This is a genomic window from Streptococcus oralis Uo5, from assembly GCF_000253155.1.
In the GTDB taxonomy this organism is placed as follows: Bacteria; Bacillota; Bacilli; order Lactobacillales; family Streptococcaceae; genus Streptococcus; species Streptococcus oralis_L.
In genome coordinates this window covers 461,632-486,411 of sequence record NC_015291.1, presented here as the reverse complement: position 1 = coordinate 486,411, position 24,780 = coordinate 461,632, and the positions used below count along the sequence as shown (strand labels likewise).

Below are 24,780 nucleotides of genomic sequence, written 5' to 3'. Positions count from 1 at the left end.
TGCCCAGCTAGAAAGCTGGGTTTTTCTTTAACTCAATATCAAACTGGCTACGATGGGGCTGACAAATACGTAGAGTATACCGGTTACACCGATAGCCAAACCACCCATGGCTCCTGCTACCGAGCCGTATCGAAAGGCTGTTCCCGTTCCGACAGCGTGTCCCGTTCCTCCAAGGGAAAGCCCGACTGCTACCGGATCATCAATTTTCAACCACTTCAAAAGAGTTGGTCCAATCACACTTGTCAAAATCCCAGTCGCTACTACGACGACCAAGGTTACAGTTGTTAATCCTTGCAATTTTTCTGTGATTCCCACTGCCATGGCGGTTGTCACTGACTTGGGAAAGAGAGAAATGGCTAGGAAAAAATCCATACCAAATATTTTCGCTACTATGGCAGTAAAGCAAGTATTGACAACTACTGCTAACAGACTACCAAAGAGAATACTCCGAGCATGGTGCTTCATCAAGTGAAAACTCTTATAAAGCGGAATCCCTAGAGCCACGGTCGATGGAACAATCAAGTTGTTCAGATAAACCCCACCTTGGTAATAATCTTGATAAGAAATACCCGTCGCCTTAAGGAAAATAATGATAAAAATAGCCGACAACAGCAAGGGTGTTGTCAATGGATGGGGAAAACGTCTGTAAATCAACATCCCCATTAGATAAGCTAGGATAGATAGGGCAAGCCCAAACAGGGGATTGGATACAAATTCGTTCATTTGGCATCTCCTTTCTCATAATCTCCCTCAAATCGTCGCTTGATAAACTGAACCACTAGGGCGATGAGGATAATGTTGATGACAGCCGCAAAAAAGACAATCAAAACAATAGGCAAAAGATAAGGAGCAATCACATCAAACTTCTCCATGATTCCCACTGCTGGCGGTAAAAAGAGAATGGTCATATTGGCCAGCAAGAAATTCCCGACCATGTTGACATGCCTGGTCCTTAGCCACTTGAACTGTAAGGCTAGAAAGAGAATAATCAAGCCGATAATACTGCCTGGGATGGGCAGATGAAAGAAACTAGAAATTCCCTCTCCGATAAGAGAAATCACAAAGAGAATCATTAATTGAACATATAATTTCATCCTAAACTCCACGAAATAGACTTCTTGCATACCAGTTTACTCTTTTTTCAGAAAATATCAAGGAAATATCGCAATTCTTCTCTCTTGCAAGGATTAGTTAAAAGTAGTATAATCATTGCATGCGCAATCATCTTGTGTTAGAGAGACAGTCAGTAATGACTTTGTGATTTTTACTTTGAAAAGAAAGGAGAAAGCAATGACCTATTTGGAAAAGTGGTTTGACTACAATCGCCGTCAAAAGGAAATGGAAGCCTTGTTGGAAGAAACCATCGCCCAGCAGAGTGAACAAAGGTTGACCTTGAAGGAGTTTTACCTGCTCTACTATCTGGACCTAGCTAATGAAAAATCTTTACGTCAGATTGACCTGCCAGATAAACTCCATCTCAGCCCGAGCGCTGTTTCTCGAATGGTGGCTCGCCTGGAAGAGAAAAACTGCGGTTTGCTTAGTCGCCGGTGTTGCGATCAGGATAGACGGGCTAGTTTTATCTGCCTGACTGACGAGGGACAAACAACCCTAGCTTACCTGCAAAAGGCCGTCGAAGAAAGGCTGGAGACGAGTCTTGATTTCATTTCGTAATCAGGTTTTTTAAAAAAGGTTGCGTGCGCAATCATTTTTCTTGACATTCCTCTTTTCAAGGAGTAAAATAAAGTCAAGATCTAACAACAAAGGAGTTTTATATGATCGAAATTACTTATCTAGACGCCAGTAAGCAAGAGAGAACCATGACTTTCGAGTCTTACCAAGACTTTGAACGTTCTCAACACGCCTGCCTTATCGGTGTCGCAGACTATTACCCAGTTCAAAAATTAACCTACAATGGTCATGACTTGGACTACCATGGGACTTATGGAGATGTCTTCTTCTATCTCATGAAACAAGATTTAAGCCAATATAACTAAAAAAGGAGAAATACAATGGCAAAAGCAATTACAGATGCAACATTTGAACAAGAAACAAAAGACGGTTTGGTCTTGGTAGACTTCTGGGCAACTTGGTGTGGTCCATGTCGTATGCAAGGTCCAATCTTGGATAAATTGTCTGAAGAACTTTCAGAAGATGTCTTGAAAATCGTTAAAATGGACGTTGATGAAAATCCAAACACAGCTCGTTCTTTTGGAATCATGTCTATCCCAACCCTTCTCTTCAAGAAAGACGGCCAAGTGGTGAAACAAGTTGCTGGAGTACACACTGCAGAACAAATCAAGGCTATCGTTGCTGAATTGAGCTAATCACACGAGAGACCAAGTGCTTTATTTGGTCTCTTTTTTTCTTGCCCTTTGCCATTTTTCAAAAAATATGCTAGACTGTATGTAGAATATTACGATGTTTGGGACATGCCATCGCTAAAAAAAACCTCTACTTGGTATTTTTTAGCTCCCCTCAAGGGAGCTTTTTGCGTGCTCTGAACATTTCCCATTTTGGAAGGAGTACTATGAAACGTCAATCAGCCTTGGTCGTCTTTAGTGGCGGTCAAGATTCCACAACCTGCCTCTTTTGGGCTAAAGAACACTATAAAACAGTCGAAGCCGTCACCTTTGCCTACGGCCAACGCCATCATCTCGAGATTCAAGTTGCTAGAGAAATCGCTAAGGAACAAGGCATTCGTCATCACATCTTAGATATGTCTCTGCTGGGACAAATCACTGAAAATGCCCTAACCTCTGACATGGAAATCGAGCAAAAAGAGGGAGAGGTTCCCAATACTTTCGTTGACGGTCGCAACCACCTCTTTCTGTCCTTTGCGGCAGTTCTTGCCAAACAACTTGGTATTAAAGACATCGTGACAGGTGTTTGCGAGACAGATTTCTCAGGCTACCCTGACTGCCGGGATGTCTTTGTCAAATCTCTCAATGTCACCCTCAACCTTGCCATGGATTACGACTTTGTTATCCAAACACCTCTCATGTGGCTAGACAAGGCTGAAACTTGGGAATTAGCCGACCAACTCGGTGCCTTTGACTATGTTCGTGAAAAGACCCTGACCTGCTACAATGGGATTATCGGAAGTGGCTGTGGAGATTGTCCAGCCTGCCATCTACGTCAGCATGGTTTAGATGTTTATCTTTCACAGAAAGGAGAGGGCTAATGTTTTTCGCACCTAAAGAAATCAAACAGGAAACTGGGGAGTCTCTCGTCTACAATCCTCACAGAACCTTGGTATCAAAAGAATTTACCTTTGATGCTGCCCACCACCTCTTTCACTATGAGGGAAAATGCAAGTCCCTGCACGGCCACACTTATCATCTGCAAGTTGCTGTCAGTGGATTTTTAGATGAACGGGGCATGACCTACGATTTCGGAGATATCAAAGCCATCTACAAGAACTACTTAGAGCCCCATTTGGATCATCGCTATCTCAATGAAACTCTGCCTTATATGAACACGACTGCTGAAAATATGGTTTACTGGATTTTCCAAACCATGAGTCAAGAGTTGCCTGACGAGCGCGGTCTCCGTTTGGAATACGTTCGCCTCTATGAGACTCCGACTGCCTTTGCGGAGTTTATACGGGAGTGGTTAGATGACTAGGGAACGTGTCCTCAAACTACCAGTTCTGGAAATCTTTGGCCCAACCTTTCAAGGTGAAGGTCGTGCTATCGGGCAGAAAACCATGTTTGTCCGCACTGCTGGTTGCGACTACCACTGCGACTGGTGCGACTCTGCCTTTACTTGGGATGGTTCTGAAAAACCTACTCGTATGACAGCTGATGAAGTTATTGCTGCCTTAGATAAGCTAGGAAGCTACGACTACGTCACCCTGTCTGGGGGAAATCCTGCTATCCTAGCAGCCAACATGGCTCAACTCGTCACCAAGCTCAAGGAACGTGGAGTCACTCTGGCCGTTGAGACCCAAGGCTCCCGCTGGCAAAATTGGTTAAAAGATATCGATCAGGTCACTCTGAGTCCCAAACCTCCTTCATCCAAGATGGAAGTCAACTTCGAGACTTTAGACTTTATCGTTTCCCAATTAGATCCAGACAAGGTCACCTTTAAAATCCCTGTCTTTGACGATGCCGATTTGGCCTTTGCCAAAGGGATTCAAGAACGCTACCAACCAGATGTTCTCTTCTTATCGGCTGGAAATCCTGAGCCCAAGGCTACAGGTAATATTGTTCAAGACCAACTAAACCGCCTCAAAGAACTCTGGGAACGCGTCGCTACTGACGATAGCTGGGGCAATGTTCGCGTCCTTCCTCAACTTCATACCCTCCTCTACGACAACCAACGTGGTGTTTAAATTAGAAAGAAAAAATCATGTCACAACAAGAAGAAATGAAAAACCTTAGCCTCCTCGGCAACAAAGAAACCAACTATATTTTTGACTATCAACCAGAAGTCCTCGAATCCTTTGACAATCGTCATGTTGAAAATGACTATTTCATCAAATTCAACTGTCCTGAATTTACCTCTCTTTGTCCTATTACGGCTCAACCAGACTTTGCGACGATTTATATTTCCTACATTCCTGACAAGCTCTGCGTCGAGTCAAAATCCCTCAAACTCTACCTCTTTAGTTACCGAAATCATGGGGATTTTCACGAAAACTGTATCAACACTATCGGGAAAGACTTGGTCAACTTGCTAGACCCTCGCTATTTAGAAGTCTGGGGAAAATTCACTCCGCGCGGTGGCATTTCAATTGACCCCTACTACAACTACGGTAGACCTGGAACTAAGTATGAAGGCTTGGCAGAACAACGTCTCTTTCAACACGACCTTTATCCAGAGAAAATTGACAACCGCTAAAATCATACTCAATGAAAATCAAAGAGCAAACTAGGAAGCTAGCCGCAGGTTGCTCAAAGAACTGCTTTGAGGTTATAGATAAGACTGACGAAGTCAGCTCAAAACAGTGTTTTGAGGTTGCAGATGGATGCTGACGTGGTTTGAAGAGATTTTCGAAGAGTATCATACGAAAAAACCCTGCTCCTCAAACTGAGGAGCAAGGCTTTTTGAATTTCAATTATTCTTCTGTTCCAAGAAAGTTTTTCGCAACAAGTGCTGCAAGAACGCCACCAACGATTGGTGCAAGGATGAAAATCCATACTTGTAGAAGGGCTGCGCCACCGACCAAGACAGCTGGAGCCAAACTACGAGCTGGGTTTACTGAAAGGCCAGTAATGTTCAATCCCACAAGGATCAAGGCTGTCAATGACAAACCGATTACCAAACCAGCAATCGCGCCATTTCCCTTGCTTTCTGATGTTACAGTCATGATAACTAGGACAAACAAGAAAGTTGCGATGACTTCAAACAAGAATCCACCAAAGACAGTGACACCGTTTGCCAAGGCATTTTCACCAAGACTAGCAGTTGACATGCCTGAGTTAGACAAGAGGAAGAATACTGCAGCTGACGCAAGGAAAGCTCCAACTACTTGTCCAAGGATGTAGTTTACAAGTTCTGAAGATGACAAACGTTTGTTTACAAACATAGCGATCGAAACTGCTGGGTTCAAGTGAGCACCTGAAACAGTTCCGATTGAGTAAGCTGCAACCACAATTGCCAAACCAAAGGCAAAAGCAATTCCAAGGTGTCCAAGGCCATTAAGACCATTTCCAAAAACAACAGCTCCTGTTCCAATGAACACAAGCATAAATGTACCGATTAATTCAGCAACAAATTTTTTCATGATAAGTCTCCTTTTTTCAAACTATGTATTAGTCTATCAAAAGAAGGAAAGGGTTTCAAGAAAATTGATTGGAAAGTTATTTGAAAAACATGAAACGACTCGCTTATCCTTAGTACTGAAAAGATTGAATGGCTTCTTTCAAGGCATCTTGTAAACTATTTTTCTGGTCAAGTTGGATATAGACTTCCAACAGACAGGATCTGAAGTTGGAAAATTTATAAAAATCTTCCCTGTCTTCTATCGGAAAGTCAATAGTTTTTATCCAAGAAGCTACTTGTTCTTGCCCTAATTTCCCTTGCAAAATGGGTTCATAAAGTACTCTCGCTAACCGCCAATCCTCATCATTTGTAAAACGAATGGTAATTCTTTTAAATAGTTGGTCAAGTACATCAAATACTTCATGATCTCTATTTTTAAGAAAGTCTGGATGACAAACGACTTCAGTCAAAAGGTCAGCCCCATGCGCAAAAGCGTGAACCCAACCATACTGACTTGAAAAACCTGTTGTATCCTTTTCTTTTGAAAGATAGTGCAAGCCTTGATTTAAAAGGATATTACGAATTTCTGATTTCAACCCCTGATAAAAAATCGATTTCTGGTTGGCATCCGCAGACAATAGATTTGCATAAATAAGCGCCCTAAAAGAACGTTTAAGAGTTGAAACCCCTCTACTATCAATCTCTTTGTATAGACCTTCATCAGATGAGACTTCTTCTGAGATAAACTGAAACTGCTCAAGGGAAAACAACTCTTCTTGAATCCCTCTAGCCAAACTCGTAAAAACAAGTTCGTCTCGAATTTCTGGAGAGGCATCTCCTAAATGCTCAAGCAACCACTGAATTTCTTCTTGGCTATAGCTTGGTTTTTCTTCTATCACTTTTCTTTGTAATTTTCGACGCATCTCAAGTACCTCTACATTTCTAGTAACTTATCAAAAAGTCATCCGCAGATGTCTTTGAAGAGGAATATTTGGAAAAATTGGAAAGGAATAGAGCATAGTTAAAGCACTATTTTTTCTTTTTCGGAGTTAAATCTTCAAAAGATGTACTATTTTTACTAATAGTCTCGCTAATTGCTTTTTGTCCCAACCCATTAATTGAGCTATCCATTTGAGCTGCTAAAGTCGTTACAGCAGTCTTATTTGTCATAGCAAGAACCCCTATCTCCTCATCGTACTTATCTACAATACCTTTTCTACCTGATTTTATAGGAGGAGCACAAAATGCTTTGATAGCTGCTCTTTCTAATGTTTTTTTGATTTCTCGTCTGGCTGATTCTGACATGGGTCCAATCAAAGCATCTATGACTAAATCCACTAACATTTTTTCTGCTCCCTTTCTAACTCGTATAGATTTCTTCTTCGACTATAACTCTCTTCTAACTCTTTTTCTAAGCGAGAGCGCTCTTTTCGGTACTGAGTCTGCAACTCTTCATCTTTTGCTTCTATTTTAGCATATTGACGAAAATACTCACTCCTGGTCTCAACTGCATAAGATTCCAATAACATCAGAAATTGGTGGTGTTCCCCATCATCTCCAGAATTCTGTCTACCAAAATCATAAGCGATGTTCTCAAACTCCTCATATAGTCTAGTCAACTGAGAACGATTATCATCCAAATTTTCATAAGATTCTTCTATTTTCCTCTTAGCAGTTCTATAGTCATCCTCCAAAGACCAAAGTCCCTCTTCTTGCTTTTTTATTTTCACTTGGATTTCTTCTAGTTTGTCCATTGATTAATATCCCTTGCCAAGCTTTCATCTCCTTCAACTGCTTGTTCAATACCCTTCTGAATATTCGTTCCCAGATCCGTAAAGGCTTTTACAATCTCAGCTGATTTACTTACTTTTTTATCAAAATGTCTCTGAGTCTCCCCCACAATACTATCATACGTTACCCCAGCTTCTGCATAGACATCCTCTATCTCATCATAAGTTAATTCTGTGACGAACCAGGGAACTTCCTTACTTTTATCATAGAGTGTTTCAGCATCCGCAACTGCTTTTTTAGCCACTGCCTCAATCTCGCTGTGTCCGTTGCTGACACTCTCTGTCATTGCTGTCGCAACAGCTGTTGCTTGGATGCTATCCAAGAAAAACATCTCATGGCTACTTATACTACCATCTGATAAAAATTGAGTATTCAACTGCTTTAGAAGTCCGTTTTTGACACCTTGTAGTTTCTTCAGGGTCTCATAGTTCTTCTTTTCAAGTCCAGTCATCTTCTCTGGACTCTGTTTTTCCAAAATATCCTTGATTTGGTTAATTTGATCTTTATCACCCGTAATATCTGGATCAATACTGTGCCCACCAGAATTTTCAAGCAGGTAATCTTCTCCCAAGTATACACCTAAAAAAGGCTTTGAGATATTGTTAAGAAAGTCATCTTGAGTCCGGATTCGTACCACTTGACCTGTGAATGTCTTTTGTTTATTGATTATCTTCTCCCTTGCCGAATCCCAAGGAGTTAGGTAATCTATAATTTTATCTTTAGATTCGATAAGACCTTCTAAATAGAGGGGCGCTGAGTTATATACCACAGTACGGGGAGCGTTATACTCTAAGGCCACCCTCTGAGCGATGTTACCTCCTAAAGAATGTCCAGTTAGAGTAATATTATCCCCATATCTCTGTCGAATCCTTTCATAAAATTTGAAAGCTTCATCATAATGAAAACCGAGCGCCATGGCTATACTACCGACATCTGTAGCGACATCCTTGACTATATCCGCATTAGGATTCGTTCCCGTATAGGCAATGATCACCTCTCCACTGTCCTTATCTAGGAAGGCTGTACCACTTGTGCCAGCGGAATCATCATGAAAATCATCTAAATATTGGAGGTTTGAGGGGAGAACTTTTCGTTTATTTACTTCTTCAAGTAGCTGCTCATTGTCTCTTATATTAGATTTATTTACTCTAACATTCTCGAATTCATACGTCATATTCGCCGCATCTAAAGTTGGAATACCACTACTCACCATTGTTCAACTCTCCATTAGACACTGTTTCTCTAAAATAATAACCGTCTTTGTAATCAACAACTACAGAATAATAGTAATAATCATTACTCTGCAAAGAGCTTCCAAATTCTAATACGCCATTTTTAAGACCATCCTTTTTAAAAATTTGTTTATTATTGGATTATTCACACTATAAGATATGTCAAAACCATTAGTTACACTGTTATAACTCTTATTTTCTAATTTAAACTCAGATAAAATACTTTTATTAATCGTTAATTCTTGAAACAGAAAACCTTTAAGTTCCCAAATTTCCCTCGCTCTTTCTTCATCTGAAAAAATAAATTGCTGTTCTATGTAATTAACATCTATAATGTCTGTCTTTTTTTCTAACTTTAAATCTTTTCGAATTAATTTACCAGTTATCGTCTTGAACTGACTATTTCCGGTTAAGTATATTTTTATGCTAACTTTATCATTCATGTATACTTGATAGACCTCAAACCCTTCCGGAAATTGCTTAAACAAATCAAACAGATTTTCAGTTGGATAGACACGACTGACCTCAGAGACTTTGTTCTCAATCCATTCTCGACTATTTTTATTTTCTCCACATCCTGTTAATCCTATCATTATCAATCCTCCTAAAAGTAATATTGCGAAAAACGAGCTTTTTTTCATAACCCTCTCCTTATTTATGATATTCAATAAAATAGCTAACCGTAGTTCACTTATAGTATACCATAAAAGCAACAATTCCTTGCATCTTATTCAAATTCGTAAGTCAGATTAGAAGCATCTAAAGTTGGAATTCCACTCTTGGCCGTTATATACCTCCGCATTTGATACCGTTTCTCTAAAATAATAGCCATCATTGTAATCTAGTAAAATTGAGTAGTAGTAATAACCCTCATTTTGTAGAGAACTTCCAATCTCCAGTACAGATGTTTCAGAATCATTTTTATGAAAATAATTATTAACTACTTCATTTTCTGTAAAATATAAAATACTAAAACCATTTGTCACGCTATTATACGATTTCTCTTTTAATCTTAACTTAGAAAATTCTGTTTTATTTAAAGTCAACTTTTGAAACAAAAAACCATCAAAATTCCACATTTTTTTAGCAGTTTCTTCATCAGAAAAAATAAATTTATTGTCTACATATTGAACACTTACTAACTCCTCTTCGCTTTTTGGTGCATCATCCTTCGCTGGAATTTTAGCAAGGGTACCTGTTATTGTATGCGATGTTGCATCACCTTTCAGCTTAATTTCTGTGATAAAATTGTCAATTCCATCACTTTTCTTTTTAAAATAGACCTGCTCAATCTCAAACCCTTCCGGAAATTGCTTAAACAAATCAAACAGATTCTCGGTTGGATAGACACGACTAACCTCAGATACTTTGTTCTCAATCCATTCTCGACTGTTCTTATTTTCTCCACATCCTGCCAATCCTATCATGATCAATCCTACTAAAACTAACTTTGCGAAAAACATACGTTTTTTCATAATACTCTCCTTATTGATGTTCAGTTCAATCAGGATATTTAAAATGTTATCAAATTAATTAGAAACACTATTTCTATCGTCTATCCAACTTGAAACTATCTCACTCATTCCATCATTTGGGTTATCCTTAAAAGCAATATTAACATTCAATCGATAACCTTTTGTATTATTATAAGATTCCGAGCCACTTATTGATAAGATGTGTTCTCCTTTTGAATTAAGGAAATTATTTATCGTAGAGTTATCACTAATATAATAGATTTCAAACACATTGCGATTTGAAAAATATCGAAACTTTTCAAGCTTCATCTGAGATATAACATCTCTATTCAAACTTAATTTTTGGAACAGAAAACCTTTATAACCCCAAATTTTTTCCGCTACCTCATTGTTAGAAAATATAAATTCACCATCTTTATATTCTACATCAACATGCTCTTTCACTTCTTCTTTATATGGATCAGTAGAGATTTGCATAGTCTCTATCTTTCCTTTTATGGTTTGACTTTCTTCATCTCCATCTAAGGAAACTATTGTTCTGAGAGAATCCTTATAAAATGTTTGAGTAATATTAAACCCTTTCGGAAATTGCTTAAACAAATCAAACAGATTCTCGGTTGGATAGACACGACTAACCTCAGAGACTTTATTCTCAATCCATTCTCGACTATTCTTGTTTTCTCCACACCCTGCCAAGCTCATCATTATCAATCCTCCTAAAAGTAACATTTCGAAAAACATGCGTTTTTTCATAACCTTCTCCTTTTTTATAATATTCAATAAGATAGCCACCATCATTCTCTTGTAGGATATCATAAAAGCAATATTGCCTTGCGTCTTATTCAAATTCGTAAGTCAGATTAGACGTCTCCAAGGTCAGTACATTACTATTTGTCATCTATCTTCTCTATACTCTTACTTTTTCCTGTTATAAGTTCTGAATGAGATATATTTTCTCCGTCAAAAACCACAGGATAACCGTATTCATAGCCAATAGTTGCAGAGTGATCTGCACTAATAAAAAGGTCTAACGACTCACTTGATTGTATATGGAAGTAGTCCTGAATAATTTTACTATTTACATTTTTATAAGTAATAGAAGCATCACCAGTCTCCCAATTATAGTACGTTTTTTTGAGTTCAAATCGAGATAGAACTGCTTTATTTAGTTCTAACTTTTGAAATAAAAACCCATCATAAAACAAATCATCTTTAGAAACTTCTGGATTCAAAAATTCTAATCCTTTTTCAGTGTACACAATACGGCTTTCTAAAAGCATTTTTTCTTCATAAGGATTACCTCGAGCTTCTATTCTTTTAAAAGTGCCAGTTATTTCTTGTGTTTCTGCGTTTCCTACGAGATCAATCTTCTGGTAACGAGAGTAGTCCTTCGTCTCATCGTAAGTATCAGTACTTCTAATCTCAAACCCTTCCGGAAATTGCTTAAACAAGTCAAAGAGATTTTCAGTTGGATAAACTCGACTAACCTCAGATATTTTGTTCTCAATCCATTCTCGACTGTTCTTATTTTCTCCACATCCTGTTATTCCTATCATTATCAATCCCCCTAAAAGTAATATTGTGAGAAAAGTGCTTTTTTTCATAACCTTCTCCTTATTTATAACATTCAATTAAACAACTAATCATAGTTCCCTTATACTATACCATAAAAGCAACATTTCCTTGCATCTTGTTCAAATTCTTAAGTCAGATTAGACGCATCTAAAGTTGGAATTCCACTATTAACAAATTTTTTATCCACCATTGAGTCTCCTTTTAATTTGACACGGTTTCTCTAAATGAATAAACATTGTCGTAGTTGATAGTTACTGAATAATAGTAATAATCGTCGTTTCGGTATGAACTTCCAAAACCTAATATTGCCTGTTCGTTTTCATGTTTTTTAAAATACTGATTGATAGTTTGATTCCGAACCAAATAATCAATATCAAATGCACCATTATTGCCATTATAATTTTTAGATTTCATAGATAATGAAGATAGAAAAGAGTGATTAATTGTTAACTTTTGAAATAAAAATCCATCAAAAGGCCATAATTCTTTCGCCTTCTTCTCATCAGAAAAGATAAACTTCCCATCAATATAATCTACTTTTATAGTTTCTTCTGGCTTTTCAGTAATATCATCAGAAGCACGTGTTTTAGTTAGTACTCCAGAAATTGTTTGATTACTACTATCTCCTTGTAAAGTTATTTCGATGATATAGGTTCCACGTTTTATAAATACTTGATTTACTTTGAACCCCTCCGGAAATTGCTTAAACAAGTCAAAGAGATTTTCAGTTGGATAGACACGACTAACCTCGGAGACTTTGTTTTCAATCCATTCTCGGCTGTTCTTATTTTCTCCGCACCCTGTAAATCCTATCATTAACAATCCTCCTAAAAGTAACATTGTGAGAAATATGCGTTTTTTCATAACCCTCTCCTTATTTATAATCAGTTCAATCAGGATATTTAAAATGTTATCAAATTAATTAGAAACACTATTTCTATCATCTATCCAACTTGAAACTATCTCACTCATTCCATCATTTGGGTTATCCTTAAAAGCAATATTAACATTCAATCGATAACCTTTTGTATTATTATAAGATTCCGCTCCACTTATTGATAACATGTGTTCTCCTTTTGAATTAAGGAAATTATTTATCGTAGAGTCATCACTAAAATAATAGATTTCAAACACATTGCGATTTGAAAAATATTGAAACTTTTCAAGCTTCATTTGAGATAAAACATCTCTATTCAAACTTAATTTTTGGAATAGAAAACCTTTATAATCCCAAATTTTTTCCGCTACCTCATTGTTAGAAAATATAAATTCACCATCTTTATATTCTACATCAACATGCTCTTTCACTTCTTCTTTATATGGATCAGTAGAGATTTGTATAGTATCTATCTTTCCTTTTATGGTTTGACTTTCTTCATCTCCATCTAAGGAAACTATTGTTCTGAGCGAATCCTTATAGAATGTTTGAGTAATATTAAACCCTTCCGGAAATTGCTTAAACAAATCAAAGAGATTTTCAGTTGGGTAAACACGACTGACCTCAGAGACTTTATTCTCAATCCATGCTCGACTGTTCTTATTTTCTCCACATCCTGTTAATCCAATCATGATCAATCCTACTAAAACTAATATTGCTTAAAAAATGCGTTTTTTCATAACCTTCTCCTTATTTGTGATATTCAATAAAACAGTTAACTTTAATTCATTTATAGTATATCAAAAAGTAACTTTTAAAACTAAATCTAGTAAACAGAAGAAAATCTATTCTTAGTTTATACCGAAAGATAAAATTATATTTACCATAAATATAAACACGCTATTTGCTAGTATGACACTTGGATTCCGAGAAACCAAAGTAATTCTGTTTGACTTACCTTTCTTTCATGTTAAAAGTTATATCACTTTCAATTTGAGATATAGAAATCCTATATTCATGGTATAATGGATTATGAAATAAAAACAATGGAAAAGGAGACTACCATGAGAAAAAAGTTTAGAGTTTATTTTCTAACCACTGCAACGATTTTAGCATTTGGCCTCGTCGGCTGTTCATCTAAACCATCAACCACTGCTACAAGCAATACAGAAGGTACTACAAATACAGAGACAACAACCTACCATAAGAAAGATGTAACTGGTCCTGCTGCTTCATTTGACTGGAATGCCAAAGTTGAACCTACCAACTATGAGAGAACCTTTGTTGAAACCAACAGTGGCAGTCAATTTAATAAAACTTTAGATCGCACGAAAGAGGCGGCTGAGAATCTTGAAAAAAAGAAAAAGGAAATTTCTGATCCTAAGGTTCAAACAGCCCTCAAATTAGTGGATGCTGTCTTTGTCAATCAAGAAAATTTTGACCTAGTTGTGAAATCAGCGGGTGCTAGCAATCAAGAAGAGTTATTTGATAAGATTTGGAACGAATATTTAGTCCCTGAGTTAACTAAAATCCGTCCGAATTTTTCAAATGATACCGTCTTTGAATATAAAGGAGAAAAATATCCTCTCAAAATTTATGCTCCTATGTTTTTCAAGGTCAACACCAATGCATTAGGAAAAGCAGGTGCCTATACTCTTGAGGACTATAAGGTGGAGGGCGACATGGTTTATTTGAAATTTATGTCCCCATCTGTTGATACCTACCAATACGAAGTCAAGGCTACTTATCATGATAACTTCCAAGACTTCTTTCAAGGACTGGTGGAAGAGCAACAAAAGGTTGGTCAGTCCGACTATGCTAAGGCTCTAAATATTCGATTTGTTTATCAATTAGCGGCGCTTGATTTTAAAGCTGACAACTACGTAGACCTAGAGGGCATGGATTATCTTGATCGTAACACCCATTACCTTGCCATAAAAGTGGATAATAATGGTGAAGCTAGCCTTGACAATGAAAATCTCGCCAACCTTTTACAAATTAGCATGAAGGCTTCAAACGAGGCCAATAAAGGAAAATTTGAATAAATCTTTAAAGCATAAAAAAATCACCTCAAACAGGTGATTTTTGTGTATTCATCTTATCGATAAACCGTCTTAAATCCGACACTGGATACCCTTACTCTCCCAACTCAGCACTGTAGGCAATAATCTGGTCAACTGTATCAGACAAGAATTGGATGGTATCACGGAGTGGTTTGTCTGTTGAGATATCCGCTCCGATAATCATGGCTGACTCAAGCGGTGTCTTACTACCACCTGATTTAAGGAGATTGATCCAATCTTCAGCTCCGGTTTCTGAATGTTTCAGATGAAGGTAACCAGCTGTTGAGATGACAAGGCCAGCAGAGTAGGTGTAGCTATACAAGCCCATGTAGTAGTGAGCTTGGCGCATCCAAGTCAAGGCTGCATCGTCATCAATCTCAATAGCATCTCCCCAGAAATCTGTCAAAACTTCCTTCATAATGCTGTTGAGCTTGCTTGCTCCAAAGGTTTCCCCTTCTTCAATCAATGTATAAACCTTACGCTGGAAGGCTGCTTCCAAGAGGTGGGTGATGAAATTATGGAAGTAGGTATCTGTTAAGCGGTGGGCAAGGGCAAATCGTTTTTGACGTGGGTCGTCCGATTGGTGCTCCAAGTAGTCACTGAGAAGCAATTCATTGAAGGTTGATGGCGCTTCGACATAGTAGGTTGACATGTGGGCATTGAAGTAACTTTGGTGATTGTCAGAAAAGATGAATTGACCAGAATGCCCAATTTCATGAATCAAGGTATAGACATCGCTCAAACGACCAGTCCAGCTCATGAGGACATAAGGGTGCACGCGATATGGGTCCGCCGCATACCCACCAGAATCCTTGCCACTATTAGCAGCGAAGTCCACCCAGCGCTCTTCTTGGTAGCGGGCAATTTCTTGAGTGTATTCTTGACCCAGTGGTTCTACCGACTTCATGACCAAATCATAGGCATCATCAATGCTGACTTCAGGATTGAGGGCGCTATCCAAGTCCAATTTCCAGTCAGCAAAGGTCATCTTTTCAAGACCATTCACCTTGGCAACATGCTTGAGGTACCTCTGAGCAACTGGCGCAAATTCTTGCATGATGAGGTCAATCTGGCGATCAAACATGGCACGATCTACTTCCTGCTCAGCTAAAAGATAATCAAAAACTGAGTCATAGCCTTTCATATCTGCCAAGAGTTTTTCAGACTTGACTTGAGCTAGATAGGCTGCTGCAGCTGTATTTTGGTGCTTACGAAGTCCTTCTGAGAAGGAACGGAAAGATTTCTCACGAACCTCAGCGTCCTCGTGGTTTTGGTAGAAATTCTCATAAGTCACAAAGCTGTTTTTGTAGGTTTTGCCATGAGCTTCAAAGTCAGCCATTTCAAAATCTCCAGCTCGCATCTTAGTATAGATGTCCTGTGGACTGTAGAAAACTTCACCGAGATTGGTCAAAGCCTTCTCTACATCTGACCCGAGATAGTGGGCTTTTTTGATTTTTGCCTGACGAATGGCAGCTGTTAAATATGGCAGTTCACCCAAACGATCCAAGACTTCCTCATCTGCTGCTACCAAGGCATCATCAAAGAAGGTAAGAGCTACGCTGGCATCTGTTTCAAATTCCATCCCAGCTTGGGCAATATTAGCAAAATCCTCATTGCTATAGTCTGTCGTCTGAGGCATGAAGGCATAATTGCCGATATGACTCATCTGGATATAGATTTGTTCCAATTCTGCAAAGGCCTTCTCGAAATCCTCAAAAGTATGAAGATTGCCCTTGTAATCACGGCTAAATTGGTTGATATCTTCGCGAGTCTTTTCGATTGCTCGCAAGAAATCCTCACGATCTTGGTATAGGGCGGTTAAATCCCAAAGTTCCTTCTCTGGAAATTCTGAACGGTGTTTTTGTTCCATTTTCTTCCTCTTATTTTTCTAATTCTACTAAAACACTAAGGGCTGATAAGGCGTAAAGCGGGGCTGTTTCTGCTCTTAGAATGCGAGGGCCAAGTCCTGCAAGAACAGCTCCTTTAGCTTCAAAACTTTCAATTTCTGCAGGTGACAGACCGCCTTCTGGGCCAAAGATAAAGAGCAATTTGGCTCCTTTTTCAAGACCAGTGACTGCTTGTAAGAGCGCAGCGGCTTCTCCCTCTTTTGCTGATTCTTCATAGGCCACTACGATAGAGTCAAACTGGTCTAGCTGGGCTAGAAAATCTGCTTTTTTCTCGAAAAGTTTGATACTTGGGACCAGATTCCGCTTGCTTTGTTCTGCCGCTCCAAGGGTGATTTTTTCTAGTTTTTCGACTTTCTTGCCCAATTTCTTGCCGTCCCACTTGGCAACTGACCAGTCTGCAGGGAAGGCCCAGATTTGACTAGCTCCGAGCTCGGTTACTTTCTGAGTAATAAACTCCAGCTTGTCTCCCTTGGGAAAGCCAGATGCGATGGTCACTTGAACGGGCAGTTCCACATTGTCAGCTAATTCTTCAACCAATTCAAACTGACGATTTTCCACATCCAACACGCGCGCCAAACGCTTGATACCATCCTCAAAGACCAAGGTCACCTCATCATCTTCTTTCAAGCGCATAACCTGAAACATATGCTTGCTGGTTTCCTTGTCCTCAATGGTGATAGGTGATGTAGCACTGCCTTTGACAAAATACTGCTGCATGCTAGCCTCCAATCACACCAGAAATATCCTTGGTCTTCTTAAAGACACAGGCATTCCATTCCCCTTGAATCATGTGGGTTTCAAGGAAAAATCCAGCTGACTCAGCTGACTCGCGCACCATGTCCCACTTGTCCTTTATAATCCCACTCATGATCAGGTAGCCTTCGTCCTTGACCAAACGATAAGCATCGTCTGTCAGATGAATGAGAATATCCGCCAAGATATTGGCCACAATGACATCTGCTTCAATCTCCACACCCTTGAGCAAATCTCCAGCAGCAACGTGGATGTTTTCCATGCCAGTGTTGAGCTCAATATTTTCTTGAGCCACCCGAACCGCCACATCATCCAGGTCATAGGCGAAAATTTCCTTGGCACCTAGGAGTGAGCTTGCAATAGAAAGAACCCCTGAACCGGTCCCTACATCTAGCACTATTTCGCCACCACGAAGGACCTGCTCCAAGGCAAAAAGACTCATCTTGGTCGTAGGGTGTGTTCCAGTCCCAAAGGCCATACCAGGGTCCAGCTTGATAATCTTTTCTCCCGCAGTCGCCTCATAGTCCGTCCAAGACGGCACGATGGTCAAGTCATGGGTAATGCGAGCTGGTTCATAATATTTCTTCCAGTTGTCTGCCCAGTCTTCCTCAGCCAAGGCAGTCGTCCCAATCTTGACCTCTCCTAGATCCATAAAATCTGTTAATTCTAAGAGACGAGCCTGTAAATCTGCCTCAACCACTGCTACATCAACCGTATCAGGATAGTAGGCGGTCACTACGATTTCTTCTTGTTGCTCGACCTCTGGGAAAATCTCACCAAAACGGTCGACATTCCCCACATAGTCCATGCTGTCTTCGATCGCAACACCTTGGGCACCTAACTCAATCAAGAGATTGGAGACCAGCTCCTCTCCCTCACGCTTCACTGTAACTTTTAACTCTTGCCATGTTTCCATCATTAAGATACCAAGCCCGTAAAACACAAAGCCAAAATAGGAAACTCTCTGAAGACGCTTGTGTCTAAGAGAAGTTTATCTTTTTGGCACAGTGTTTAGGGCGGGTTCAGTTTAGAAATGTAACCGAACCATCCTTTCTATTTGTCAATCAATTTTTTCATGTAAACCATATCCATACCTTCTTTTTCAGGCTCGATATGGGTTTGACGGTAGCCATTTTTCTCATAAAAGGCGACCATGCCCGCATCCTGTAATACCGTACACAAATCCCACTGTTTAATCGTTGGAAATTCCTTTTCCAGTAATCTCAATCCCCCAGAACCATAACCTTTTCCTTGATACTGGGGCAAAATCGCTGCCGTTCCCAACCAAGCCTCCGTCAATTCCTCATTGGTCTGAACTCGTAAAAATCCGATATTTTCGTCCTTTTCTTTCACAAAGTAGTAATAGCTATTGGGACGCTCAACCAATTTCCACTTGATTCGTTCACGATTCTCTAGGTAGGGATCATACTCATCTTGATATTTCTCATAGACAGCCTTAAAGCTAGCTCTTTGAATTGCAATTACGGTTTCTAAATCCTCTGCTCCTGCTCGGATAATCTGAATCATACTAATACCTCCAAATTCACTCTCTCAACTCGCTTCCTACGCTCTTCCACACGCTGTTTTACTGACCCTTAAATTCCTCAATCACATCTGTATAGTGTTCTTTCATTGCGCTATGAATCTGCTGTTTAAAAATACCAAACGTAAGATAATAAACAAATAGAACAATTCCTGCAAGCAGTATCAAAAATAAAAAATATACTGAAAATGAAAGTGGTTGAGTATTCTCAACTTGTAAAGACAGAACATACAGTAACCCCCAGATAACAGCCATAGAAATTCCTGCTACTTTAATGCCACCTTCCCTTTGTTTTTTTAACTTTAAATATTCCATATAGATGAATGTAGCTTCTTCTCTAGAATATTGTCCAGTTTTTAGTTTGCGTTTAACTTCCTTGTTTAACGTCGTTGTTGCAATTGCAAAAATCATTTTACTTCCTCCAAATATTCCCTCAATCTTCCTTGCAACTGAGGTACTGCCTGTTTAGAATTTAGAAATTCCTCAATGCTCATCAGTTTATAGCCTTGTCCTTCATCACCAAAGACGATACTATCAAACTGTTCCTGCCTTAACTTGCCAACTAGAAAGACGGATTCTTTTCCCTCAAAAAGCATACTTGGGTAAACCTTACTCCAAAGCAGACAATCCTCAGTCAGATGAATTCCTAGTTCTTCGTAAACTTCACGCGCCGCGCACTCAAAAGGACTTTCATTCCCCTCACGGCCACCACCTGGTAACTCCCACATATTGGGCCAAGGAATGCTGGGCTTGTCATCGCGTAAGATAGTTAAAATCCTATCCTCACAAAAGAGGGCAATTTTGCAACCTGTGAAATCAGAAATTTCTATTTCCATATCAAACTCCTTCGGATAATTCTTTCTCCAACTCTGCTAACCAGCTTTCATAATAACGTTTCTCATCCCGCACCAAACGGCTGGTCACCTTGTTTTTTCTAGCAATTTTTATAGCCTTGTCAGTCTGTTCCATATCTTTCTTTACCAGAAATTGATACCAGGCTTGCATTATCTGCGTATCTGTCATTTTTAGAGACAAAAAGGATTTAACGCTTCGAATACTTGCATATTGCTCCGCTTTCTCATGATCTCCTTCAAGCAAGGCAATTTGAAGAAGGTATAATTGAGAAAGAGTTTTAGACATTGGATTATCAGTTCTATCTAATAAAGACTGAAAGTGTTTTTTGGCAGTCTCTATCTGACTATCGAATATGAAAACTAGTCCCTGAAAAATCTGAATGCTTTCTGCAAAACTCCCTTTCGCATCCTCAGCAACAGGCATGATAAAGTCTTTCAAATCATATTCTTGAGGAGCTAGCAAGGTCTGGGCAGAATGCCTCAACACCGAGTAGGCGTATTTGGTATTTTCAGGCTGTTGTAGCAATTCCCAAATTTTCGCTCCATCGGTAATCCCAACTGGCTTTGCATTGATGAGAAGAAAAGATAGATTTAGACAAATCCAAGTAGCTGCAAAATACCAGTTAGCTGTCAAAAATCCATACAATATCGCCAATAAAATCAAGCTAAGATGAACTATCAAGCCGCCTGCAAGCATCAGGATGATTCTTTGGTCGCTTTCATCTTCTTTCAATCCAATATACTGAGCGCCAACATTTTTCAGAACAGCTGTTCGGCTAAGAGAAAACTTGCCTAACTTTTTGGTCAAAAGAAAATTCCCTAATCCAAAAGCCACCAGTCGATAGCCTGTCAGGTAACCGCAAAATGCATGTCCCAGCTCATGAAGGATAAATATCAGATAGATGCTGAAAAAAGTAAATAGGTAGCCTGGAACAAAGACAAACGAAAAATCTAACTCTTTAAAGGCAATTGTCCCAAAAGCAAATCCTAGCATCAAAAAAACAAAGGACAGACCAGAGATAAAAGACAAACCTATTTTCTTCATATACTTCCTCGCTAGTTTCTAATACCTCGGATAAGGATAAAATTCTCCTTCTTCCAAGCCAACCTTTCCTTCTTCAAAGACTTCTTGGTTCCATTCCATGACAAACTCCTCTGCTTCTGGGTCTTCCAAAAAGTCCATGAGGGCATCCAGCCCAACCTCTGCAGTATCTTTGAGAAATAGCGCAAAATAAGCTAAAAATTCGCGAGAAAAACCTTTTTTAGGCAGGTAAGGAATAACAGTCAGATAGTCTTCCGCATTGACGGTTGACTTAGCAGGGTTGTAGAAAAGGACTGCTTCCTCGAAGAGAATGTCATCCGAAGAAACCTCTCCGTCTTCATCCACCATCTCCACACCTGCAGCATTTTGTGCTTCCAAGAGAAAACTCACTTCAACCGCGTGATTGCGCTTGTCCCAGCTAATCTCATAGTCAAATGGAAAGTTCTTGTCCAACTCTTCCTCTAAAACATCTAAAAATCCGTATGTTGCCATTTTGTCCTCTTTCTATGCGACTCTTAAATCGCCCCGATTACTCGGAATTATGCTAAAATAGATACTACCATCTTACCACATATACATCAGAAAATCCATGTTAGAAAGGACTGCTATGCCTGACAATCTCGCACTTCGCATGCGCCCTAAAACCATCGACCAGGTCATCGGTCAGGAACATCTGGTCGGACCAGGAAAAATCATCCGTCGCATGGTGGAGGCCAACCGCCTGTCCTCCATGATTCTCTACGGACCTCCAGGAATCGGCAAGACCAGTATCGCTTCAGCCATCGCTGGAACGACCAAGTATGCCTTTCGGACCTTTAACGCGACAGTGGATAGTAAAAAGCGACTCCAAGAAATCGCCGAAGAAGCTAAATTCTCTGGTGGATTGGTCCTACTACTGGATGAGATCCACCGTCTTGATAAGACCAAGCAAGACTTTCTTCTGCCACTTTTGGAAAGTGGTCTGGTTATCATGATTGGCGCAACGACTGAAAATCCCTTCTTTTCTGTCACTCCTGCCATTCGTAGCCGTGTTCAGATTTTTGAATTGGAACCCTTGTCCAATCAAGATGTTAAAAAAGCTCTTCAAACAGCTCTCAGCGAACCTGAGCGTGGTTTTGATTTCCCAGTAGAGCTAGATGAGGATGCGCTGGATTTCATCGCAACCTCTACAAACGGAGACCTACGTTCTGCCTTTAATTCACTAGATTTGGCTGTTCTCTCTACTCCTGAGAATGACAAGGGCACCCGCCATATCACTCTTGATATCATGGAAAATAGCCTGCAACGAAGCTACATCACTATGGACAAGGATGGGGACGGTCACTACGATGTCCTCTCAGCCCTGCAAAAATCTATCCGCGGCTCGGATGTGGATGCCAGTCTTCATTACGCTGCTCGCTTGATTGAAGCTGGGGATTTGCCTAGTCTAGCTCGTCGCTTGACTGTAATTGCCTATGAGGATATTGGTTTGGCCAATCCTGAGGCTCAAATTCATACCGTAACTGCTCTAGAGGCTGCACAAAGGATTGGTTTCCCAGAAGCCCGCATCCTCATTGCTAATGTCGTCATTGATCTGGCTCTTTCACCCAAGTCCAACTCAGCCTATGTGGCGATGGATAAGGCCCTTGCTGATCTCAAAACATCAGGGCATTTGCCTATCCCTCGGCACCTGCGTGATGGTCATTACAGTGGAAGCAAGGAACTAGGGAACGCCCAAGATTATCTCTATCCCCATAACTATTCTGGACACTGGGTCAAACAAGACTATTTGCCAGAAAAAATACGTGATCAGCACTACTTCACTCCGGAAGATACTGGCAAGTACGAACGGGCCTTGGCGCAACGCAAGGAAACCATTGATAAATTAAGGGACTTGTGAAATCCTTTTCAAATAATTGCATTTTCCTCTTGATTTTTTTTGAAAAAGTGGTATCATATAAACATAGAAACGCTGTGGTGTACGACTTCACACTTAAGTGTTGACCGACTATTTTTTGTATTATTAGGGAAACAAAAGTCTTCTAACAGCATGTAGGCCGTCTCACACGGAAACAGCTTCAGTTAGAGCGAGTTGCCCACCTGCTTAATTGCGCGGGTTCAATACAAACCGTGAAGTTTCGGCACCAATACAGCTTTTTCTTTGCCTCCTTAGCTCAGTTGGTAGAGCAGTAGACTCTTAATCTATGGGTCGCAGGTTCGAGCCCTGCAGGGGGCATCTAAATACAACAGGAAAAGCCTTGAAATCAAGGCTTTTTTGCTTGTCTATAACTGATTTACCCCATCATTTGTTTATGAACTTCCTTTCCAAACATCTTTAATCTTATGACATTCTTTAAAAAATTTTTTTAAATTTGAAACAAAAGTATTGCTTTTCTTTTTTTGTTGTGATATACTTGTTCTTGTATCAGATACAGGTTAATCAAAGGAGTTTATATGGATACGAAATTTTCAGTTGCTCTACATATCCTAACCATGATTAGTGAGAGCAAGGATACCTTAAGTTCACAAGCTCTGGCTGAGAGTGTTGGCACCAATGCTAGTTATATTCGTAAGGTGATTGCCTTATTGAAAAATGCTGGACTAATTACTTCACATCAAGGAAAAACGGGCTACCAACTCAGTAAGTCTCCAAAGAAAATGACTTTACTAGAGATCTACTATGCTACTCAAGAAATCAAACATATTAGTTTATTTCCTGTTCATCAAAATAGTAATCCCGATTGTCCCGTTGGAAAACATATCCAAGGAGCAGTCTCACCGCTTTTCGCTAGTTCCGAATCTCAATTAGAGAAGAAATTAGCAAATCAAACTTTAGAAGATGTCATTGACAATCTATATAAACAAGCTAAACAAGTCCGAAACTGATTTGATAACAAGTCAGTTTTTACTGGGAATAACATATACTTGTATCTAATACAAGTATATAAAATCATATTAAAAAGAAAAGAGAAACTTATGAAAGTCGCACAACACACTACTTATAACAAAAACAATATCACACTGAACATCACAGAAGTCGCTAAACCAAGTATTACAGACAAACAAGTCTTGGTCAAAGTCACCGCAGCTGGTGTTAATCCTCTGGATAACATGATCTCTCGTGGTGAGGTTAAGATGATTGTTCCTTACAAACTTCCTCAAACTGCAGGTAATGAGGTCGTTGGAGTCGTTGAAAGCATTGGTAACCAAGTTAACAACTTTCAAGTAGGAGACCGTGTCTTTGGCCGTTTACCGCTTGACCAAATTGGTGCTTTTGCAGAATACGTTGCTATCGATAGCCAAGCCTTAGCCAAGGTTCCAGACTATCTATCAGACGAAGAAGCTGCTGCTGTTCCGCTTACTGCCTTGACCATCATGCAAGCTTTGGAACTCATGGGAGCTCAAACTGGGAAAACGATCTTTATTTCTGGTGGTACTGGAGGTGTCGGTGGAATGGCCATTCCGATTGCCAAGGCCAAAGGTTTGAAGGTCATCACCAATGGGGATGGAGCTAGCGCTGAGCGGGTGTTAAACCTTGGAGCAGATCGCTTTATCGATTACAAAACAGAGGATTATACAAAAACTGTTAGCCAGGTTGATTATGTCCTTGATACTCTCGGTGGTGCAGAAACTGAAAAACAAATGTCTATCATGAAAAAAGGTGGTCAGCTTGTTTCCCTCCGTGCTATGCCAAATGGTGCCTTTGCCAAACGCATGAATCTACCAAAATGGAAACAGATGATTCTTGGCTTAGCAGGTCGCAAATTTGATAAGATGGCGGAAAAATATGGTGTCCACTACCATTTTATCTTTGTAGAAAGCAATGGCGCTCAATTACAAGAAATAGCTGACCTCTTTAGCAAATTAGAAATCAAGCCCTCTATCGATACAGTTTATCCATTTGAAGAAGTGAATAACGCCTTAGACAAGGTCGCTAATGGTCGCTCACGTGGAAAAACAGTCCTCAGCTTTAAGAAATAAAA

At 39.6% G+C, this 24,780-nt stretch carries 31 protein-coding genes, 1 tRNA gene and 1 pseudogene; 12 read left to right on the top strand and 21 right to left on the bottom strand.

What is annotated here, in order from left to right; genetic code table 11:
• Positions 1–27: 27 nt before the first annotated feature.
• Together SOR_RS02580 and SOR_RS02575 are read right to left on the bottom strand one after the other, a co-directional pair.
• Positions 28–723, bottom strand: coding sequence for an LrgB family protein (locus tag SOR_RS02580; protein ID WP_001001970.1), 696 nt, complete (start codon positions 721–723; stop codon positions 28–30).
• A complete protein-coding gene (locus SOR_RS02575; protein ID WP_000781325.1) occupies positions 720–1,094 on the bottom strand; it encodes a CidA/LrgA family protein in 375 nt (124 codons plus the stop codon). Before SOR_RS02575 ends, SOR_RS02580 begins: the two co-directional genes overlap by 4 nt.
• A gap of 196 nt (positions 1,095–1,290) precedes the next feature.
• Here SOR_RS02575 and SOR_RS02570 point away from each other — a divergent pair, with 196 nt between their 5' ends.
• From SOR_RS02570 to queF, 7 genes are all read left to right on the top strand, one after another.
• On the top strand, positions 1,291–1,671 hold the full coding sequence (locus tag SOR_RS02570; RefSeq protein WP_000221648.1) for a MarR family winged helix-turn-helix transcriptional regulator: 381 nt from the start codon (positions 1,291–1,293) through the stop codon (positions 1,669–1,671).
• 101 nt (positions 1,672–1,772) lie between these two features.
• Positions 1,773–1,994, top strand: a complete 222-nt coding sequence (locus SOR_RS02565; RefSeq protein WP_000570262.1) for a DUF4649 family protein — start codon at positions 1,773–1,775, stop codon at positions 1,992–1,994.
• Positions 1,995–2,009: 15 nt separating this feature from the next.
• Complete coding sequence (gene trxA / locus SOR_RS02560) at positions 2,010–2,324, top strand: thioredoxin (RefSeq protein ID WP_001029584.1); 315 nt, start codon at positions 2,010–2,012, stop codon at positions 2,322–2,324.
• A gap of 203 nt (positions 2,325–2,527) precedes the next feature.
• Positions 2,528–3,181, top strand: a complete 654-nt coding sequence (gene queC, locus SOR_RS02555; protein WP_000828778.1) for a 7-cyano-7-deazaguanine synthase QueC — start codon at positions 2,528–2,530, stop codon at positions 3,179–3,181.
• Positions 3,181–3,624, top strand: coding sequence for a 6-carboxytetrahydropterin synthase QueD (queD, locus tag SOR_RS02550; protein ID WP_000464582.1), 444 nt, complete (start codon positions 3,181–3,183; stop codon positions 3,622–3,624). Before queC ends, queD begins: the two co-directional genes overlap by 1 nt.
• Positions 3,617–4,333, top strand: coding sequence for a 7-carboxy-7-deazaguanine synthase QueE (gene queE / locus SOR_RS02545; protein WP_000196469.1), 717 nt, complete (start codon positions 3,617–3,619; stop codon positions 4,331–4,333). Before queD ends, queE begins: the two co-directional genes overlap by 8 nt.
• 17 nt (positions 4,334–4,350) lie before the next feature.
• Positions 4,351–4,842 carry a preQ(1) synthase gene (queF, locus tag SOR_RS02540; RefSeq protein WP_000082582.1) on the top strand — a complete coding sequence of 164 codons (492 nt, stop codon included), beginning with the start codon at positions 4,351–4,353 and terminating at the stop codon, positions 4,840–4,842.
• Positions 4,843–5,059: 217 nt separating this feature from the next.
• Here queF and SOR_RS02535 read toward each other — a convergent pair whose 3' ends face one another.
• The 11 genes and pseudogenes from SOR_RS02535 to SOR_RS02485 form a co-directional block, all read right to left on the bottom strand.
• Positions 5,060–5,728, bottom strand: a complete 669-nt coding sequence (locus SOR_RS02535) for an MIP/aquaporin family protein (RefSeq protein WP_000714827.1) — start codon at positions 5,726–5,728, stop codon at positions 5,060–5,062.
• Positions 5,729–5,837: 109 nt separating this feature from the next.
• Positions 5,838–6,629, bottom strand: a complete 792-nt coding sequence (locus tag SOR_RS02530) for a DUF2785 domain-containing protein (protein ID WP_001253150.1) — start codon at positions 6,627–6,629, stop codon at positions 5,838–5,840.
• A 106-nt stretch (positions 6,630–6,735) separates the two neighbouring features.
• A complete protein-coding gene (locus tag SOR_RS02525; RefSeq protein ID WP_000959511.1) occupies positions 6,736–7,050 on the bottom strand; it encodes a hypothetical protein in 315 nt (104 codons plus the stop codon).
• On the bottom strand, positions 7,044–7,460 hold the full coding sequence (locus SOR_RS02520; RefSeq protein WP_000359228.1) for a hypothetical protein: 417 nt from the start codon (positions 7,458–7,460) through the stop codon (positions 7,044–7,046). Before SOR_RS02520 ends, SOR_RS02525 begins: the two co-directional genes overlap by 7 nt.
• Complete coding sequence (locus SOR_RS02515) at positions 7,448–8,710, bottom strand: alpha/beta hydrolase family protein (protein ID WP_000254854.1); 1,263 nt, start codon at positions 8,708–8,710, stop codon at positions 7,448–7,450. The genes SOR_RS02520 and SOR_RS02515 overlap by 13 nt, the downstream gene beginning before the upstream one ends.
• A pseudogene (locus SOR_RS02510) lies at positions 8,700–9,370 on the bottom strand (hypothetical protein). Before SOR_RS02510 ends, SOR_RS02515 begins: the two are co-directional and overlap by 11 nt.
• A gap of 108 nt (positions 9,371–9,478) precedes the next feature.
• The gene (locus SOR_RS02505; protein WP_000746964.1) at positions 9,479–10,204 is read right to left on the bottom strand and encodes a hypothetical protein; all 726 of its coding nucleotides are present in this window, start codon (positions 10,202–10,204) and stop codon (positions 9,479–9,481) included.
• Between the two features lie 54 nt (positions 10,205–10,258).
• Positions 10,259–10,957, bottom strand: a complete 699-nt coding sequence (locus SOR_RS02500; protein ID WP_041170807.1) for a hypothetical protein — start codon at positions 10,955–10,957, stop codon at positions 10,259–10,261.
• Positions 10,958–11,091: 134 nt separating this feature from the next.
• On the bottom strand, positions 11,092–11,808 hold the full coding sequence (locus SOR_RS02495) for a hypothetical protein (RefSeq protein ID WP_000749824.1): 717 nt from the start codon (positions 11,806–11,808) through the stop codon (positions 11,092–11,094).
• Between the two features lie 172 nt (positions 11,809–11,980).
• Positions 11,981–12,643 (bottom strand): hypothetical protein, encoded by a 663-nt coding sequence (locus SOR_RS02490; protein WP_000745948.1) that lies wholly within the window; start codon positions 12,641–12,643, stop codon positions 11,981–11,983.
• 54 nt (positions 12,644–12,697) lie between these two features.
• Positions 12,698–13,348: a hypothetical protein gene (locus SOR_RS02485; protein WP_000579823.1), complete on the bottom strand. Its 651-nt coding sequence runs from the start codon at positions 13,346–13,348 to the stop codon at positions 12,698–12,700.
• 372 nt (positions 13,349–13,720) lie between these two features.
• On the opposite strand from SOR_RS02485, the gene SOR_RS02480 reads away from it, so the two are divergent.
• The gene (locus SOR_RS02480) at positions 13,721–14,701 is read left to right on the top strand and encodes a hypothetical protein (RefSeq protein WP_001227416.1); all 981 of its coding nucleotides are present in this window, start codon (positions 13,721–13,723) and stop codon (positions 14,699–14,701) included.
• A gap of 91 nt (positions 14,702–14,792) precedes the next feature.
• Here the strand turns inward: SOR_RS02480 and pepF are convergent, their stop codons facing one another.
• The 8 genes from pepF to SOR_RS02440 form a co-directional block, all read right to left on the bottom strand.
• Positions 14,793–16,589, bottom strand: a complete 1,797-nt coding sequence (gene pepF / locus SOR_RS02475) for an oligoendopeptidase F (protein WP_000435598.1) — start codon at positions 16,587–16,589, stop codon at positions 14,793–14,795.
• 10 nt (positions 16,590–16,599) lie between these two features.
• On the bottom strand, positions 16,600–17,343 hold the full coding sequence (locus tag SOR_RS02470; protein WP_001188216.1) for a 16S rRNA (uracil(1498)-N(3))-methyltransferase: 744 nt from the start codon (positions 17,341–17,343) through the stop codon (positions 16,600–16,602).
• A gap of 1 nt (position 17,344) precedes the next feature.
• Positions 17,345–18,295, bottom strand: a complete 951-nt coding sequence (gene prmA, locus SOR_RS02465) for a 50S ribosomal protein L11 methyltransferase (RefSeq protein ID WP_080568318.1) — start codon at positions 18,293–18,295, stop codon at positions 17,345–17,347.
• A 137-nt stretch (positions 18,296–18,432) separates the two neighbouring features.
• Positions 18,433–18,906, bottom strand: coding sequence for a GNAT family N-acetyltransferase (locus SOR_RS02460; RefSeq protein ID WP_000614682.1), 474 nt, complete (start codon positions 18,904–18,906; stop codon positions 18,433–18,435).
• Positions 18,907–18,964: 58 nt separating this feature from the next.
• Positions 18,965–19,333, bottom strand: a complete 369-nt coding sequence (locus tag SOR_RS02455; protein WP_000575303.1) for a hypothetical protein — start codon at positions 19,331–19,333, stop codon at positions 18,965–18,967.
• Positions 19,330–19,758 carry an NUDIX hydrolase gene (locus SOR_RS02450; protein ID WP_000401982.1) on the bottom strand — a complete coding sequence of 143 codons (429 nt, stop codon included), beginning with the start codon at positions 19,756–19,758 and terminating at the stop codon, positions 19,330–19,332. The genes SOR_RS02455 and SOR_RS02450 overlap by 4 nt, the downstream gene beginning before the upstream one ends.
• A gap of 1 nt (position 19,759) precedes the next feature.
• Positions 19,760–20,821 (bottom strand): site-2 protease family protein, encoded by a 1,062-nt coding sequence (locus SOR_RS02445; RefSeq protein WP_000719509.1) that lies wholly within the window; start codon positions 20,819–20,821, stop codon positions 19,760–19,762.
• Positions 20,822–20,839: 18 nt separating this feature from the next.
• The gene (locus tag SOR_RS02440; RefSeq protein ID WP_000257115.1) at positions 20,840–21,310 is read right to left on the bottom strand and encodes a DUF3013 family protein; all 471 of its coding nucleotides are present in this window, start codon (positions 21,308–21,310) and stop codon (positions 20,840–20,842) included.
• A gap of 115 nt (positions 21,311–21,425) precedes the next feature.
• Here SOR_RS02440 and SOR_RS02435 point away from each other — a divergent pair, with 115 nt between their 5' ends.
• The 4 genes from SOR_RS02435 to SOR_RS02420 all read left to right on the top strand — a co-directional run bounded on the left by SOR_RS02435 (position 21,426) and on the right by SOR_RS02420 (position 24,778).
• Complete coding sequence (locus tag SOR_RS02435) at positions 21,426–22,697, top strand: replication-associated recombination protein A (protein WP_001113199.1); 1,272 nt, start codon at positions 21,426–21,428, stop codon at positions 22,695–22,697.
• Positions 22,698–22,960: 263 nt separating this feature from the next.
• Positions 22,961–23,033, top strand: a tRNA-Lys gene (locus tag SOR_RS02430).
• A 218-nt stretch (positions 23,034–23,251) separates the two neighbouring features.
• Positions 23,252–23,683 (top strand): Rrf2 family transcriptional regulator, encoded by a 432-nt coding sequence (locus SOR_RS02425; RefSeq protein WP_000379849.1) that lies wholly within the window; start codon positions 23,252–23,254, stop codon positions 23,681–23,683.
• A 90-nt stretch (positions 23,684–23,773) separates the two neighbouring features.
• Positions 23,774–24,778 carry an NADP-dependent oxidoreductase gene (locus SOR_RS02420; protein ID WP_000861521.1) on the top strand — a complete coding sequence of 335 codons (1,005 nt, stop codon included), beginning with the start codon at positions 23,774–23,776 and terminating at the stop codon, positions 24,776–24,778.
• Positions 24,779–24,780: the final 2 nt, after the last annotated feature.

Bases quoted from the DNA above. Each gene is read 5' to 3' on its own strand.
- SOR_RS02580 (WP_001001970.1), bottom strand. From the start codon at position 723: ATGAACGAATTTGTATCCAATCCCCTGTTTGGGCTTGCCCTATCTATC.
- SOR_RS02575 (WP_000781325.1), bottom strand. From the start codon at position 1,094: ATGAAATTATATGTTCAATTAATGATTCTCTTTGTGATTTCTCTTATC.
- SOR_RS02570 (WP_000221648.1), top strand. From the start codon at position 1,291: ATGACCTATTTGGAAAAGTGGTTTGACTACAATCGCCGTCAAAAGGAA.
- SOR_RS02565 (WP_000570262.1), top strand. From the start codon at position 1,773: ATGATCGAAATTACTTATCTAGACGCCAGTAAGCAAGAGAGAACCATG.
- trxA (WP_001029584.1), top strand. From the start codon at position 2,010: ATGGCAAAAGCAATTACAGATGCAACATTTGAACAAGAAACAAAAGAC.
- queC (WP_000828778.1), top strand. From the start codon at position 2,528: ATGAAACGTCAATCAGCCTTGGTCGTCTTTAGTGGCGGTCAAGATTCC.
- queD (WP_000464582.1), top strand. From the start codon at position 3,181: ATGTTTTTCGCACCTAAAGAAATCAAACAGGAAACTGGGGAGTCTCTC.
- queE (WP_000196469.1), top strand. From the start codon at position 3,617: ATGACTAGGGAACGTGTCCTCAAACTACCAGTTCTGGAAATCTTTGGC.
- queF (WP_000082582.1), top strand. From the start codon at position 4,351: ATGTCACAACAAGAAGAAATGAAAAACCTTAGCCTCCTCGGCAACAAA.
- SOR_RS02535 (WP_000714827.1), bottom strand. From the start codon at position 5,728: ATGAAAAAATTTGTTGCTGAATTAATCGGTACATTTATGCTTGTGTTC.
- SOR_RS02530 (WP_001253150.1), bottom strand. From the start codon at position 6,629: ATGCGTCGAAAATTACAAAGAAAAGTGATAGAAGAAAAACCAAGCTAT.
- SOR_RS02525 (WP_000959511.1), bottom strand. From the start codon at position 7,050: ATGTTAGTGGATTTAGTCATAGATGCTTTGATTGGACCCATGTCAGAA.
- SOR_RS02520 (WP_000359228.1), bottom strand. From the start codon at position 7,460: ATGGACAAACTAGAAGAAATCCAAGTGAAAATAAAAAAGCAAGAAGAG.
- SOR_RS02515 (WP_000254854.1), bottom strand. From the start codon at position 8,710: ATGGTGAGTAGTGGTATTCCAACTTTAGATGCGGCGAATATGACGTAT.
- SOR_RS02505 (WP_000746964.1), bottom strand. From the start codon at position 10,204: ATGAAAAAACGTATGTTTTTCGCAAAGTTAGTTTTAGTAGGATTGATC.
- SOR_RS02500 (WP_041170807.1), bottom strand. From the start codon at position 10,957: ATGAAAAAACGCATGTTTTTCGAAATGTTACTTTTAGGAGGATTGATA.
- SOR_RS02495 (WP_000749824.1), bottom strand. From the start codon at position 11,808: ATGAAAAAAAGCACTTTTCTCACAATATTACTTTTAGGGGGATTGATA.
- SOR_RS02490 (WP_000745948.1), bottom strand. From the start codon at position 12,643: ATGAAAAAACGCATATTTCTCACAATGTTACTTTTAGGAGGATTGTTA.
- SOR_RS02485 (WP_000579823.1), bottom strand. From the start codon at position 13,348: ATGATTGGATTAACAGGATGTGGAGAAAATAAGAACAGTCGAGCATGG.
- SOR_RS02480 (WP_001227416.1), top strand. From the start codon at position 13,721: ATGAGAAAAAAGTTTAGAGTTTATTTTCTAACCACTGCAACGATTTTA.
- pepF (WP_000435598.1), bottom strand. From the start codon at position 16,589: ATGGAACAAAAACACCGTTCAGAATTTCCAGAGAAGGAACTTTGGGAT.
- SOR_RS02470 (WP_001188216.1), bottom strand. From the start codon at position 17,343: ATGCAGCAGTATTTTGTCAAAGGCAGTGCTACATCACCTATCACCATT.
- prmA (WP_080568318.1), bottom strand. From the start codon at position 18,295: ATGGAAACATGGCAAGAGTTAAAAGTTACAGTGAAGCGTGAGGGAGAG.
- SOR_RS02460 (WP_000614682.1), bottom strand. From the start codon at position 18,906: ATGATTCAGATTATCCGAGCAGGAGCAGAGGATTTAGAAACCGTAATT.
- SOR_RS02455 (WP_000575303.1), bottom strand. From the start codon at position 19,333: ATGATTTTTGCAATTGCAACAACGACGTTAAACAAGGAAGTTAAACGC.
- SOR_RS02450 (WP_000401982.1), bottom strand. From the start codon at position 19,758: ATGGAAATAGAAATTTCTGATTTCACAGGTTGCAAAATTGCCCTCTTT.
- SOR_RS02445 (WP_000719509.1), bottom strand. From the start codon at position 20,821: ATGAAGAAAATAGGTTTGTCTTTTATCTCTGGTCTGTCCTTTGTTTTT.
- SOR_RS02440 (WP_000257115.1), bottom strand. From the start codon at position 21,310: ATGGCAACATACGGATTTTTAGATGTTTTAGAGGAAGAGTTGGACAAG.
- SOR_RS02435 (WP_001113199.1), top strand. From the start codon at position 21,426: ATGCCTGACAATCTCGCACTTCGCATGCGCCCTAAAACCATCGACCAG.
- SOR_RS02425 (WP_000379849.1), top strand. From the start codon at position 23,252: ATGGATACGAAATTTTCAGTTGCTCTACATATCCTAACCATGATTAGT.
- SOR_RS02420 (WP_000861521.1), top strand. From the start codon at position 23,774: ATGAAAGTCGCACAACACACTACTTATAACAAAAACAATATCACACTG.